A 13597-nucleotide genomic window follows, 5' to 3' on the forward strand; every position below is an offset into this window, starting at 1 on the left:
CGGTCACGTCCTCCGTTGCATGATCAGTGAACGTGTTAAGGGCACTCTGGTGATCCGCACCGCCTTGGCCGCCGAAGCCGAGGCCATCGCCGATCTGCATGTCCGGGCCCGCTCGACGTACTACCCGGACGGCCTCCCGCAGGCCGACTTCGACTGGACCGAGGCCTGGCGAAGTTCCATCGAGCGCCCCGACGGCCATGTGCTGTGCGCCGTCGAACAGGGCCGGATCGTCGGCATCGCCTCCTTCCGCACCCCCGACGGCGCCCCCGCGGAAACGGTCAAGCTGTTCCAGTTCCATGTCGACCCCGAGCACTGGCGCTCCGGCATCGGTACGGCCCTGCACGCGGCCTGCGTGGAGGAGTGGCGGGCGGACGGCAAGCGCACGGCCGTACTCGACGTGCACGTCGACAACCGGCGCGCCCAGGCCTTCTACGCCCGAGGCGGCTGGGTCCCGGACCCGGAGAACCCGCCGGCCGAGGGCGACCACCACCTCTTCCTGCGCTTCTCCGTGCCCCGGGAATGAACCGGGCTGTTTGAACGTTCACGTACCCGGCGGGAGAGAGCCTCCGCGCCCGTACGACCTGGAGAGAGCCGAAGACATGCGCGTCGAGATCTGGAGCGACATCGCCTGCCCCTGGTGCTACGTGGGCAAGGCCCGCTTCGAGAAGGCGCTCGCTGCCTTCCCGCACCGCGAGGACGTCGAGGTCGTGCACCGCTCCTTCGAGCTGGACCCGGGCCGCGCCAAGGGCGATGTGCAGCCGGTGATCACCATGCTGACCAGGAAGTACGGCATGAGCGAGGCCCAGGCCCAGGCCGGCGAGGACAACCTCGGCGCCCAGGCCGCCGCCGAGGGCCTGGACTACCGCACCCGGGGCCGCGACCACGGCAACACCTTCGACATGCACCGTCTGCTGCACTTCGCCAAGGAGCAGGGCAGGCAGGACGAGCTGATCCAGATCCTGTACCGGGCGAACTTCGCCGAGGAGCGGTCCGTCTTCACCGAGGGCGACGAGCGGCTCGTCGAGCTGGCCGTGGAGTCCGGTCTCGACGCCGAGGCCGTCCGCGCGGTGCTCGCCGACCCGTCCCGCTACGCCGACGAGGTCCGCGCCGACGAGCGCGAGGCCGCCGAGCTCGGCGCGACCGGCGTGCCCTTCTTCGTCCTCGACCGGAAGTACGGCGTCTCCGGCGCCCAGCCCGCCGAGGTCTTCACCCGGGCGCTCAGCCAGGCCTGGGGCGAGCACTCCCCGCTGAAGCTGGTCGAGCAGGGGGACGCCGACGCGTGCGGCCCGGACGGGTGCGCGGTCCCGCAGCACTGAGAAACCGCAGGTCGGCGCGGATGTATAAGGCTTCCTGAGCGGATCCACGCAAAAATCCGCAATGGACTACGACTTCACGGGGCCGCACAGTGGTCCCATGGAGACCACGGAGACCACGGAGACGTTCGAGAGCCTCGTCCGCGCCGAGTTCACCCCGAAGACCACCTACCTCAACACCGCGAGCAACAGCCTGCTTCCGGCCCGCACCGTCGCCGCCCTGCACGAGGCGGCGCTGCTGCGCGCCGAGGGCCGGCCGCTGACCCCGCTGTACGAGGACGTGGAGGCCTGCCGGGCCGGGTACGCCCGGCTCGCCGGAGTCCCGGCCACCCGGGTGGCGGCGGGCGCCTCGGTCGCCGCGCACACCGGGGTGATCGCCGCCTCGCTGCCCGCCGGCGCCGAGATCCTCACCGCCGAGGACGACTTCACCTCCGTACTGAACCCGTTCCACGTGCGCGGCGACCTCAAGGTCCGCACGGTCCCCCTGGAGCGGATCGCCGAGTCCGTCCGCGCGGGCACCGCGCTCGTCGCGGTCAGCGCCGCCCAGTCCGCCGACGGGCGCATCGCCGACCTGCCCGCCCTCAGGGAGGCTGCCCGCACGCACGGGGCGCGCACGTACGTCGACTTCTCGCAGGCCGCCGGGTGGCTGCCGATGGACGCGGACGCCTACGACTTCACCGCCGCGGTCTCCTTCAAGTGGCTGCTCGGCCCGCACGGCGCGGCCTTCCTCACGGTCCCCGAGGACTTCGGGGGGCTGACCCCGTTGCTCGGCGGGTGGGTCGCGGCCGAGAAGCCGTGGGACAGCTGCTACGGCCCGGTCGCCGAACTCGCCCACTCCGCACGCCGGTTCGACCTGACCCACGCCTTGTTCACCTTCGCGGGCCTGCGTCGGTCGCTGGAGCTGATCGAGGAACTGGGCGTGGCCGCCGTGCACGCCCATGACGTCGCCCTCGCCGACCGGTTCCGGGCGGGGCTGGCGGCGCTCGGCCACGCTGCCGTGTCCGCCCCCGGCTCGGCGATCGTCTCGGTGCCGGAACTCGGGCCCCGGCAGCCCGAGTTGAGCGAGGCCGGCATCGAGGTCTCCAACCGGGCGGGCAACCTGCGGGCGTCCTTCCACCTGTACAACACGGAAGCGGACGTGGACCGCCTGCTGGACGTGCTGGCCGGCTGACGGCATGACCGGGCCGGAGCCCCCCGTCCCACACGAGGAGGCCCCGGCCCGGTTGCTGGAGAGGCGCCTACTTCACCGGAGTGAAGTCCCTGGCGCCGATGAACTCCGGCCGCCGCACGGGCGCCGCGAACGGCTCCACCGCTGCGTTCTCCACGCTGTTGAACACGATGAACACGTTGCTGCGCGGGAACGGGGTGATGTTGTCGCCCGAGCCGTGCATGCAGTTGCAGTCGAACCAGGTCGCCGAGCCGGCCTTGCCGGTGAACAGCCGGATGCCGTGCTCGCCCGCCAGCGCGGTCAGCGCCTCGTCCGAGGGCGTGCCCGCGTCCTGCATCTGCAGCGACTTCTTGTAGTTGTCCCTGGGCGTGGCGCCGGCGCAGCCCAGGAACGTCCGGTGCGAGCCCGGCATGATCATCAGGCCGCCGTTGGTGTCGAAGTTCTCGGTCAGCGCGATCGAGACGGACACCGTGCGCATGTTCGGCAGACCGTCCTCGGCGTGCCAGGTCTCGAAGTCCGAGTGCCAGTAGAAGCCGCTCGCGCCGAAGCCGGGCTTGACGTTGATCCGGGACTGGTGGACGTACACGTCCGAGCCGAGGATCTGCCGGGCGCGCCCGACCACCCGCGGATCGCGCACCAGGGTCGCGAACACCTCGCTGATCTTGTGCACCTCGAAGACCGAGCGGATCTCCTTGGACTTCGGCTCCACGATGGAGCGCTCGTCGGCGCGGATCGCCGGGTCGGTGACCAGCCGGTCCAGCTCGCGCTTGTAGACCTCGACCTCGTCCGGGGTGATCAGCTGGTCGATGGCGAGGAAGCCGTCACGCTCGTACCCCTGCAGGTCGGCCGCGGCGATCGGGCCAGGGGTGTCCGGGGAGCCCCAGACGACCGGGTCCTGACGCGGGACGGTCACCTCGGTGGTGCCGCGGGTCGGGTAGAGATCGGTGACGTCGGCAGTGGTCATGGGTTCTCACACCTCCTCGGGCTCGGTGAGCAGGGGGTAGACGCCGTTCTCGTCGTGGTCCTCCCGTCCGGTCACCGGCGGATTGAACACGCAGATGCAGTGGAAGTCCTCCTTGACGCGCAGCGTGTGCCGCTCGTGCCCGTCGAGGAGGTACATGGTGCCGGGCGTGATGGTGTACGTCGTCCCGGCCTCGTGGTCGGTGAGTTCGGCCTCGCCCTGGGTGCAGACGACGGCCTCGACGTGGTTGGCGTACCACATCGACGTCTCGGTGCCGGCGTACAGGATGGTCTCGTGCAGGGAGAAGCCGACCCGCTCCTTGGCGAGGACGATCCGCTTGCTCTCCCAGGTGCCGGACTTCGCCTTGACGTGCCGGTCGGTGCCTTCGATGTCCTTGAACGATCGGACGATCACGGTGGTGTTCTCTCTTCGGGTTGATCAGGAGGTTGATCAGAGGGGGTCGGTCCGAGGTCCGGTCAGCCGGTTTCGCGGACGGCACGGGCCAGGATGCTCAGCCCCTCGTCCAGCTCGTCGGGGGTGACGGTGAGGGCGGGCAGCAGCTTGACGACCTCGCCCTCCGGGCCGGACGTCTCGATGAGCAGCCCGAGTTCGAAGGCCCGCCGCGCGATCCGCGAGGCCCGGCCCCTGTCGTGGAACTCCATGCCCCACACCAGGCCGCGCCCGCGGTACTCCTTCACATCGGCGAGGTTCTCCTCGGTGATGGCGATCAGCGCCTGCTCGACCTGCTCGCCACGGGCGCGGGTCTGCTTCTCCATGGCCGAGCCGTCGGTCCAGTACGTCTCCAGCGCCGCGGTGGCGGTGACGAACGCGGGGTTGTTGCCCCGGAAGGTGCCGTTGTGCTCGCCCGGTTCCCAGACGTCCAGCTCGGGCTTGAACAGGCACAGCGACATCGGCAGCCCGTAGCCGCTGATCGACTTGGAGACGGTGACGATGTCGGGCGTGATCCCGGCCTCCTCGAACGAGAAGAAGGCACCCGTCCGCCCGCACCCCATCTGGATGTCGTCGACGATCAGCAGCATGTCCTGCCGCTCGCACAACTCCTTCAGCGCGCGCAGCCATTCGGGCCGGGCGACGTTGATGCCGCCCTCGCCCTGCACGGTCTCCACGATCACCGCCGCGGGCTTGTTGAGGCCGGAGCCCTGGTCCTCCAGCAGCCGCTCGAACCACAGGAAGTCCGGGACCGTGCCGTCGAAGTAGTTGTCGAACGGCATCGGCGTGCCGTGCACCAGCGGAATGCCCGCGCCGGCCCGCTTGAAGGCGTTGCCGGTCACCGCGAGCGAGCCCAGCGACATCCCGTGGAAGGCGTTGGTGAACGACACGATCGCCTCCCGCCCCTTCACCTTCCGGGCCAGCTTCAGCGCCGACTCCACGGCGTTGGTGCCGGTCGGCCCCGGGAACATGACCTTGTACGGCAGATCGCGCGGGCGCAGCACCAGATCCTGGAAGGTCTGCAGGAAGGACCGCTTGGCCGTGGTCGACATGTCCAGGCCGTGGGTCACACCGTCCCGGGACAGATAGTCGATCAACGCCCGTTTGAGTACGGGGTTGTTGTGGCCGTAGTTGAGTGAGCCGGCACCGGCGAAGAAGTCGAGGTAGGCATGACCGTCCTCGTCGAACATCCGGCTGCCCTGCGCGCGGTCGAAGACCGTGGGCCAGCCGCGGCAGTAGCTGCGCACCTCGGACTCGAGTGTCTCGAAGACGCTGAGGTCGGGCTGGGTGATGGTCACGGTGAATCGCTCCTCAGTGGGCGGTGATGTCGGTCAACGGGCCGATGCGGTACAGGACTTCGGGATCGTGCGGGCCGTCCGGGAACAGCTCGGCGGGGAACAGCACCGCACGCTCCAGGCGCGCGCCGTGCCGGGCGGCGAACGAGGTGAACAGCCGCTCGGAGGCGGTGTTGCCAGGGGTGATGGTGGTCTCCACCTCGGTGACGCCGCGCTCGGCCACCAGGCGCCCGGTCAGCCCGTCCAGCAGTGCGGCGGCGATGCCGAGGCCCCGGTGGCCGGTGTCCACGGCCACCTGCCAGACGAGCAGGGTGCGGGGGCGCTCCGGCCGCACGTAGCCGGTGACGAAACCGACCGGTTCCCCGTCCGCACCGCGCGCCACCGCCGAGGTGCCGGCGAAGTCCCGGCACCACAGCAGATAGCTGTACGAGGAGTTCAGGTCGAGGGTTTTCGAGTCCTTGGCGAGACGCCAGAGCGCGGCTCCGTCAGTCACCGCCGGCTGGTCGATGAGCAGGTCTGCGGGTGCGGCAGTCATGCGGCACGAATTTAGCGAGGTGAATTAGGAAATGCACGGCCGCGGTCGCTGTGCCGCACAGAGGGCTCGGTGAAATGTCTGGATTGGCCCGCATCAAATCGGGACAAAATTGCCGCATTGTGGAGTGCGTCACACGATGGAAACTGTCAAAAAATCGCCACGAAACTTCCCTGTTTAGTCCTGCAAAAAGCGGGCAGAAGATGACGGGAAGCTGCCACTGGGAAAAGTGGCGGGAATTGTGAAACTAAATTGAATTCCGGCCCTGGCGTCAGAATGGGGGCGGCGTGGCGCGTTCGGGTTCGCCGCCATCCGGGCCCGCCCGCTCGCTCGCCGAGATCGCCGACACGCCCGCCGGATCGCCCATCACCGCGCCCGGACCGGCCGCCGCGCGGATCGTTGTTCGGGGGCAACTCCACCGATCTTAGGTGGAAGGCTCTCGTAACCATCGGTTTGGTTTGAGGGACTCAAACTCTTCCTTATAATCGGAACCCACAGTTCCCCCACAGAGAAGATGCCCCACATGAAAACGCTGCTCGGACGCCGGACCCGCCTCCTGGCTGCCACCACCGCGACCGCCGGGCTGGTCCTCGTCGTGGCCGGCTGCTCCTCGAGCGGGGGGAGCGGCGGTGCCACCGTCAAGGGCGTCCACGTCGTCAAGGCCGGTCAGCTGACCACCTGCACCCACCTGCCGTACCCGCCGTTCCAGTCGGAGATCAACGGCAAGGTGCAGGGCTTCGACGTCTCCCTCATCGACCTCGTCGCCAAGAACCTCGGTGTCAAGCAGCAGATCGTCGACACGCCGTTCGAGAACTTCAAGACCGGCGCCTTCCTGAACTCCGGCCAGTGCGACCTGGCCGCCGCCGGCATGACGATCACGCCCGAGCGCAAGAAGAACGTCGACTTCTCCGACCCGTACTTCGAGGCCACCCAGGCGGTCCTCGTCGACAAGAACAGCGGCATCAACTCGCTCGCCGACGTCAAGGCCAAGGGCAAGAAGCTCGGCGCCCAGGCGCAGACCACCGGCGAGGACTACGTCAAGGGCAAGGGCTTCGACCCGACCTCCTTCGAGTCCTCCGACGCGGTCCTCAACGGCCTGCGCACCGGCCAGGTCCAGGCCGTCGTGATCGACTATCCGGTCGTCCAGGGCTGGCTGAAGGACAAGGCCAACGCCGACAAGTTCAAGGTCGTCGACAACCTCAAGACCGGCGAGCAGTACGGCTTCACGGTCAAGAAGGGCAACACGGCGCTGCGCGAGGCGATCAACAAGGCCCTGAAGGACGCCAAGGCCGACGGCACCTACAAGAAGCTCTACGAGCGGTGGATCGGCCCGTACAACGCCTCCGTGGCCTCCCCCGCCGCCTCATGACCGACGCGGACGTACAACTCCAGCCGAAGAAGCAGGGGCTGACGCGACGCCAGAAGCGCCGGCTGTCGCGCGGGATCCAGTACGCCGTCTTCGTCGCCGCCGTGATCGCCATCGCGGTCACGGCGGACTGGGGCCGGCTGCAGAACCAGTTCGCGCAGGGCAGCATCGCGAAGCAGATGTGGCCGGACGTCATCACGCTGGCGCTGAAGAACACCGTCCTGTACACGGTGTCCGGCTTCGTCCTCGGACTGGTGCTCGGCCTGGTCATCGCGCTGATGCGGCTGTCCTCCGTGGGGCCGTATCGCTGGGTGGCCGGCATCTACGTCGAGATCTTCCGCGGCCTGCCCGCGCTGCTGATCTTCGTCTTCATCGCGGTGGCCGTCCCGCTGGCCTTCCCGGGCACGGAGATCCCCGGCGGCACCTACGGCAAGGGCGCGCTCGGCCTCGGACTCATCGGTGCCGCCTACATGGCGGAGACGTTCCGCGCCGGCATCCAGGCGGTGCCCAAGGGGCAGATGGAGGCGGCGCGTTCGCTGGGCTTCTCGCCCGCCCGCGCGATGATCTCCATCATCATCCCGCAGGCTTTCCGGATCATCCTCCCGCCGCTCACCAACGAGCTGATCATGCTCTTCAAGGACTCCTCCCTGGTGCTGCTGCTGGGCGTGACCCTGGAGGAGCGCGAGCTGTCCAAGTACGGCCGGGACCTGGCGAGCACCACCGCCAACTCCACGCCGATCCTGGTCGCGGGCCTGTGCTACCTGCTGGTCACCATCCCGCTCGGCTTCGTCGCCCGGCGTCTGGAGGCCAAGGCCCAGAAGGAGATCAAGTGACCCGCCCCGAGATCCGCGTCCAGGACCTGCACAAGTCCTTCGGCGACAACCACGTCCTGCGCGGCATCGACCTGGAGATCGACCAGGGCGAGGTCGTCTGCGTCATCGGCCCCTCCGGCTCCGGCAAGTCCACGCTGCTGCGCTGTGTGAACCTGCTGGAGGAGCCCACCAAGGGCCAGGTCTTCGTCGGCGGCACCGAGCTGACGGACCCCGACGTCGACATCGACGCCGTACGCCGCCGGATCGGCATGGTCTTCCAGCAGTTCAACCTCTTCCCGCACCTGAGCGTCACGGAAAACCTCACGCTCCCGCAGCGCAGGGTCCTCGGGCGGGACAAGGCGAGCGCCGCGAGGATCGCCGCCGAGAACCTCGCCCGAGTCGGCCTGGCCGAGAAGGCGGACGCCTACCCGTCCTCGCTCTCCGGCGGCCAGCAGCAGCGCGTGGCGATCGCCCGGGCCCTGGCGATGGGTCCGGAGGTCATGCTCTTCGACGAGCCGACCTCGGCGCTCGACCCGGAACTGGTCGGCGATGTCCTCGCAGTCATGCGCATGCTCGCCCGCGAGGGCATGACCATGATGGTCGTCACCCACGAGATGACCTTCGCCCGCGAGGTCGCCGACCGGGTCGTCTTCATGGACGGCGGCGTGATCGTCGAGGACGGCAGCCCCGAGCAGGTCATCGGCAACCCGCAGCACGAACGCACCCGCCACTTCCTGTCCCGGCTGCTGGACCCGGCGATGGCCGAGGTCGAGGAGGAGACCTCCGACCAGGTGGGTAAGGACCGGCCGTAGGCCGTTAGGGTGCGGTACATGAGCGATGGCGCGGTGCTGCACGTGAAGGGGCGGGTCCTCGTCGGACCCGAGGACGTCCGCGACGAGCTGTGGGTGGTCGGCGGCCGGGTGACCTACGACCGCCCCGCCGGGGCCCGGGACGTCCGGACCGTCGAGGGCTGGGCGCTGCCCGGCCTGGCCGACGCGCACTGCCATGTGGGCCTCGGCCCGGACGGCCCGGTCGACGCGGGCACCGCCGAGAAGCAGGCGCTCACCGACCGGGATGCCGGCACCCTGCTGATCCGGGACGCCGGCTCGCCCTCCGACACCCGCTGGATCGACGACCGCGAGGACCTGCCGAAGATCAAACGGGCCGGCCGGCACATCGCCCGCACCCGTCGCTACATCCGCAACTACGCGTGGGAGATCGAGCCGGACGACCTGGTCGCCTATGTCGCCCAGGAGGCCGAACGCGGCGACGGCTGGGTGAAGCTGGTCGGCGACTGGCTCGACCGCGACCTCGGCGACCTCGCCCCCTGCTGGCCGCGCGAGGCGGTCGAGGCGGCCATCGCCGAGGCACACCGGCTCGGCGCCCGCGTCACCGCGCACTGCTTCGCGGAGAACTCCCTGCGCGACCTGGTCGAGGCGGGCATCGACTGCATCGAGCACGCCACCGGCCTCACGGACGACCTGATCCCGCTCTTCGCCGAGCGGCAAGTCGCGATCGTCCCCACCCTCGTGAACATCGCCACCTTCCCGCGGCTCGCGGACGGCGGCGAGCAGAAGTTCCCGCGCTGGTCGGCGCACATGCGCCGGCTGCACGAGCGCCGCTACGACACCGTGCGCAACGCCTACGACGCCGGGATCCAGGTCTACGCCGGCACGGACGCCGGCGGCTCGCTGGCCCACGGACTGGTCGCGGCGGAGGTGGCGGAGCTGGTCACCGCCGGCATTCCCGCCGTGGACGCCGTCTCGGCGGCGTGCTGGAGCGCCCGCGCCTTTCTCGCCGCCCCCAACCTTGTGGAGGGCGCACCGGCCGACCTCGTGGTGTACGAGGCCGACCCGCGCGCGGACGTACGGGTGCTGGCCGCGCCGCGCCGGGTGGTGCTGAACGGCATCGTGGTCGAGTAGGCAAGCAGGGGCGTAAGAGCCCAGCGGACACACCTGTGCCCGCTGATTCGAATCGGCGTGCGGCAAATCCACGTTTGAGTGAAGTAACCCAGGATCGCTGACCGTTCACCCACAGTGCGTACAAGGTTGACGTGTCCCAAGCATGTTCCCACTGGGGGTCCCACCGCCTTGAACAGCAACAACTTCCGCATGCCCGCACGCCGTCTCGCCGCCGCGGCGACGGTCACCGCCCTCGCCGCGGCGCCCGCGGTCCTGGGCGCGGGCGCCGCGCACGCGACCGGTGACCACGGTCGCGCCTCCGCCGTCGTCCTGCGTACCGGGCTCGACGTGTCCCTGCTCGACAAGACCGTCGACCTTCCGCTCGCGGTCTCCCTCAACGAGGTCCAGGCACCGCAGAGCGCCGACCGCACCGCACTGTCCGCCCGGCTCGACGGCGTGGCCGGCGGCAGGCCGTTCACGGTCCTCGGCGCGGACGTCGCCTCGGCGAAGGCCACCGTGACCGCCGAGCGCGCCGAGGGCTCGGTCCGGCTCGTCGACGCCAAGCTGCACGTCCCCGGCCTGCCCCTGCTGTCCCTGATCGAGGTCGGCACGGTCACCGCCAAGGCGACCTGCGAGGCGGGCAGGGCGCCCGTGGCCGACGCGAACGTCCTCGGCGCCGTCACCGTCCTCGGCAAGCGCATCACCCTCACCGCCGGCGGCCCGAGCGAGGTGAACGTGCCCGGCGTCGGCGAGGTCCGCCTCGACCTCGCCCAGCGGCGCACCACGACCCGCACGGCCGCCGCCACCGCCCTCGAACTCAAGGTCTCCGTCAACCCCTTGAAGCTCAACGTGGCCGACGTCGAGGGCACGGTCACCCTGGCGAAGGCCACCTGCGAGTCCCCGACGGCCCCGCCGAGCGGGCACCCGGTGCCGAGCCACGACCCGGCTGCAGACGTGAAGACGCAGGGAGACCGGGCCGACCTCGCGGAGACCGGCGGCAGCTCAGCGACCCCGTACATCGCGGGCGGCGCGCTGGCGCTGGTGCTGCTCGGCGGGGGAGCGGTGACGGTGGCCCGGCGCCGCAAGGGCTGACGCCACCTCCCTGTGCCGCTCCCCACCCGGCCGTGCGGGACCGGGGGGCTTGGCCGTCATGCCGGGCAGGGAGCGGCCTCCCGGCCCGCGCACAGTCGACTGCGGGCGGGGGCCGGGGCGGGGCCCCGGCTACCGGAGCGCAACGGACAGCGCCGACAGAAACCCGCTCACCGTGGCCCGGTCCCGCACAGCCACCCGCACCCATTCCTCACCGAGCCCCGGAAACGTGTCCCCCCGCCGCACCGCATAACCGAGTTCCCGCAACCGGTGCCGTACCACGGCAGCCCCCGGCATACGGACCAGCACGAACGGCCCCTCCGCAGGCCCGATCACCCGCACTCCCAGGGCAGCGAACTCCGACAACCCGGCCACCAGATGGACCCGGTCCGCGGCGATGCGATGCGCCGCATGCCCCGCCTCCGCCAGCGCCCGCGGCGTCACACACGCCCGAGCGGCGGCCAGCGCGGGCGTGGACACCGGCCACAACGGCTGAGCCCGCTCCAGTTCGGCGATGATCTCCACAGGAGCCAGCACATACCCGATGCGCAGCCCGGCCAGCCCCCAGGTCTTGGTCAGACTGCGCAGCACCACCAGCCCCGGCACATCGGTCCGCCCGGCCAGCGCCTCCCGCTCACCCGGCACCGCGTCCATGAACGCCTCGTCGACCACCAGCACCCGCCCGGGCCGGGCGAGCCGGGCGACCGTCCCCGCCGGATGCAGCACCGAGGTCGGATTCGTCGGATTCCCGATCACCACCAGGTCCGCCTCCTCCGGCACCGCCGCCGGATCCAGCCGGAACCCGTCCTCCGCCCGCAGCAGCACCCGGTCCACGGTGTGCCCCGCGTCCCGGAGCGCCGCCTCCGGCTCGGTGAACTGCGGATGCACCACGACCGGTCGCCGTACCTTCAGCGCGCGGGCGAGCAGCACGAACGCCTCCGCCGCGCCCGCCGTCAGCAGCACCCGCTCCACCGGCAGCCCGTGCCGCGCCGCCACCGCCGCCCGCGCGGCCCGCCCGTCCGGGTAGGCCGCGAGGGACGACAGCGAGCCGGCGATCTCCTCCCGCAGCCACGGCGGGGGCGTGTCCGCACGGACGTTGACGGCGAGATCGACCAACGCGGCCCCGTCGTCCCGCACTTCGGCGTCCCCGTGATGCCGCAGATCGTGCCCCGACCCAGTCCCCTCAGTGCGCATGGCTGTGCGAGTGCCCCCCGTGATGGTGATGCCCGTGACCGTGCCCGGGGCCGTGGTGGCCGTCGTCGTCCGGGTGGAAGTGCGGCTGCTGCGGCAGCCCCACCTTGTCCTCGAAGCCCGGCAGCGCGATCCGGTACACGCACGAGTCGCAGTTCATGCGCAGATCGCCCTTGACGGCCTCCTCGTACCGCTCCGTCACCAGGTCCAGCAGCTCCGGCTCGGGCCCGATGACCTCGGCCGACCGCACCTCGATCGCCGGGTGCGCGGCCGCCCACCCCTCGGTCTGCTGCCGCACCCGGTCCGGCAGGATCCCGGTGAACAGGAAGTAGGGGAGTACGACGATCCGCCGTGCCCCCAGCGCCGCGCACCGGTCGAGCCCGCTCGGCACGTCCGGCGCCGCCAGCGACACGAACGCCGTCTCCACCCCGGCATACCCGCGCCCCTCCCACAGCAGCCGCGCCGCCTTGTGCACCTCGGCGTTGGCGTCGGGGTCGGTGGACCCGCGCCCCACCAGCAGCACGGTCACATCGGCCCGGTCCGCCGGGCTCCTCCCGGAGGAGCCCAGCGCCTCGTCCAGCCGCCGCTCCAGCACGCTCAGCAGCGCCGGGTGCGGGCCCAGCGGACGGCCGTAGGTGTACGAGATGCCCGGGTGCCGTTCCTTCTCGCGGGCCAGCGCGGCCGGGATGTCGCCCTTGGCGTGCCCGGCGGAGACCAGCATCAGCGGCACGGTGGCGAACCGCCGTACCCCCCGCGCCACCAGTCCGGCGACGGCCTCGCCCAGCGGCGGCGCGGACAGCTCGATGAAGCCGCCCGCGACCGGCATGTCGGAGCGGAGCTGCAACTGCCGCACGAAGTCGCGGAACGCCTCGGCTCCGGCGTCGTCACGGGTGCCGTGGCCGGCGATGAGCAGGGCGGGCGGGGTGGTCACGAGGTCTCCTCAGGCGAAACGGGGTGGTACAGCAGGGCGTTGAGCGCGGCGGCGGCAACCGCCGAGCCGCCCTTCTCGGACACGTTGCTCACGGCGGGCAGCCCGCTGTCGCGCAACGCGGCCTTGGACTCGGCGGCGCCGACGAAACCGACGGGCAGGCCGATGACGAGCGCGGGGGAGGCGTCCAGGGTGAGCAGCTCCTCCAGAGCGGTCGGCGCACAGCCGATCACCCACAGGGCGCCGGGTCCGACCTGCTCGTAGGCGAGCCGGACGGCATGGGCCGAACGGGTCAGCCCGAGGTCGGACCTGGCCTCCTTCAGCCGGCAGACCGTCTCCCGGCGGGTGATGCCGGCCGCGACCATCTCCACGTCCACGACGACCGGCGCCCCGGCGTGCAGCGCCACGTGCGCCTCGACCAGGTCGCCTTCGTCCATGACGAGATCGGTCGCGTACTCCAGGTCGGCGGCGGAGTGGATGACCCGCTCCACCACCGCCCGGGTCAGCGGCGGGAAGTGCGAGGTGTCCAGGCGGGCGCGCAGCCGCCGGAAGGACTCCTGCTCGATGGGGTGGACCACACGGGCCACAGGG

General features: G+C 70.8%; 15 protein-coding genes. 8 read left to right on the forward strand and 7 right to left on the reverse strand.

From position 1 onward, the window contains the following. The first annotated feature begins 19 nt into the window (after positions 1-19). From ACZ418_RS27865 to ACZ418_RS27875, 3 genes are all read left to right on the forward strand, one after another. Positions 20-523, forward strand: coding sequence for a GNAT family N-acetyltransferase (locus tag ACZ418_RS27865; RefSeq protein ID WP_468368112.1), 504 nt, complete (start codon positions 20-22; stop codon positions 521-523). A gap of 76 nt (positions 524-599) precedes the next feature. After that, positions 600-1316: a DsbA family oxidoreductase gene (locus tag ACZ418_RS27870; RefSeq protein WP_468368115.1), complete on the forward strand. Its 717-nt coding sequence runs from the start codon at positions 600-602 to the stop codon at positions 1314-1316. Between the two features lie 97 nt (positions 1317-1413). Continuing rightward, positions 1414-2484, forward strand: a complete 1071-nt coding sequence (locus ACZ418_RS27875; protein WP_468368118.1) for an aminotransferase class V-fold PLP-dependent enzyme — start codon at positions 1414-1416, stop codon at positions 2482-2484. 67 nt (positions 2485-2551) lie between these two features. Here the strand turns inward: ACZ418_RS27875 and thpD are convergent, their stop codons facing one another. The 4 genes from thpD to ectA all read right to left on the reverse strand — a co-directional run bounded on the left by thpD (position 2552) and on the right by ectA (position 5722). Beyond that, positions 2552-3445, reverse strand: a complete 894-nt coding sequence (gene thpD, locus ACZ418_RS27880; RefSeq protein ID WP_468368121.1) for an ectoine hydroxylase — start codon at positions 3443-3445, stop codon at positions 2552-2554. A gap of 6 nt (positions 3446-3451) precedes the next feature. Then, positions 3452-3856 (reverse strand): ectoine synthase, encoded by a 405-nt coding sequence (locus tag ACZ418_RS27885; RefSeq protein WP_468368124.1) that lies wholly within the window; start codon positions 3854-3856, stop codon positions 3452-3454. A 62-nt stretch (positions 3857-3918) separates the two neighbouring features. Beyond that, the gene (ectB, locus tag ACZ418_RS27890) at positions 3919-5190 is read right to left on the reverse strand and encodes a diaminobutyrate--2-oxoglutarate transaminase (protein ID WP_468368127.1); all 1272 of its coding nucleotides are present in this window, start codon (positions 5188-5190) and stop codon (positions 3919-3921) included. A gap of 13 nt (positions 5191-5203) precedes the next feature. Beyond that, positions 5204-5722, reverse strand: a complete 519-nt coding sequence (gene ectA, locus ACZ418_RS27895) for a diaminobutyrate acetyltransferase (RefSeq protein WP_468368129.1) — start codon at positions 5720-5722, stop codon at positions 5204-5206. Positions 5723-6242: 520 nt separating this feature from the next. Between ectA and ACZ418_RS27900 the strand changes: the two genes are divergently transcribed. From ACZ418_RS27900 to ACZ418_RS27920, 5 genes are all read left to right on the forward strand, one after another. Beyond that, positions 6243-7088: a basic amino acid ABC transporter substrate-binding protein gene (locus ACZ418_RS27900; protein ID WP_468368132.1), complete on the forward strand. Its 846-nt coding sequence runs from the start codon at positions 6243-6245 to the stop codon at positions 7086-7088. Then, positions 7085-7918, forward strand: coding sequence for an amino acid ABC transporter permease (locus ACZ418_RS27905; RefSeq protein WP_468368134.1), 834 nt, complete (start codon positions 7085-7087; stop codon positions 7916-7918). Before ACZ418_RS27900 ends, ACZ418_RS27905 begins: the two co-directional genes overlap by 4 nt. After that, complete coding sequence (locus ACZ418_RS27910) at positions 7915-8709, forward strand: amino acid ABC transporter ATP-binding protein (protein ID WP_468368137.1); 795 nt, start codon at positions 7915-7917, stop codon at positions 8707-8709. The genes ACZ418_RS27905 and ACZ418_RS27910 overlap by 4 nt, the downstream gene beginning before the upstream one ends. Before the next feature lie 18 nt (positions 8710-8727). Continuing rightward, complete coding sequence (locus tag ACZ418_RS27915) at positions 8728-9819, forward strand: amidohydrolase family protein (RefSeq protein WP_468368140.1); 1092 nt, start codon at positions 8728-8730, stop codon at positions 9817-9819. A gap of 168 nt (positions 9820-9987) precedes the next feature. After that, positions 9988-10890 carry an SCO1860 family LAETG-anchored protein gene (locus ACZ418_RS27920; RefSeq protein WP_468368143.1) on the forward strand — a complete coding sequence of 301 codons (903 nt, stop codon included), beginning with the start codon at positions 9988-9990 and terminating at the stop codon, positions 10888-10890. A 129-nt stretch (positions 10891-11019) separates the two neighbouring features. On the opposite strand, the gene cobC is transcribed toward ACZ418_RS27920, so the two are convergent. Genes cobC through ACZ418_RS27935 form a run of 3 tightly spaced genes read right to left on the reverse strand, consistent with a single transcriptional unit; the run spans position 11020 to position 13593 of the window. Continuing rightward, positions 11020-12081 carry an Rv2231c family pyridoxal phosphate-dependent protein CobC gene (gene cobC, locus ACZ418_RS27925; RefSeq protein WP_468368146.1) on the reverse strand — a complete coding sequence of 354 codons (1062 nt, stop codon included), beginning with the start codon at positions 12079-12081 and terminating at the stop codon, positions 11020-11022. Beyond that, positions 12071-13009: a sirohydrochlorin chelatase gene (locus tag ACZ418_RS27930; protein WP_468368149.1), complete on the reverse strand. Its 939-nt coding sequence runs from the start codon at positions 13007-13009 to the stop codon at positions 12071-12073. The genes cobC and ACZ418_RS27930 overlap by 11 nt, the downstream gene beginning before the upstream one ends. Then, complete coding sequence (locus tag ACZ418_RS27935) at positions 13006-13593, reverse strand: precorrin-8X methylmutase (RefSeq protein ID WP_468368357.1); 588 nt, start codon at positions 13591-13593, stop codon at positions 13006-13008. The genes ACZ418_RS27930 and ACZ418_RS27935 overlap by 4 nt, the downstream gene beginning before the upstream one ends. Between the last annotated feature and the right edge of the window lie 4 nt (positions 13594-13597).

Source organism: Streptomyces sp. NPDC030820 (genome assembly GCF_055572075.1).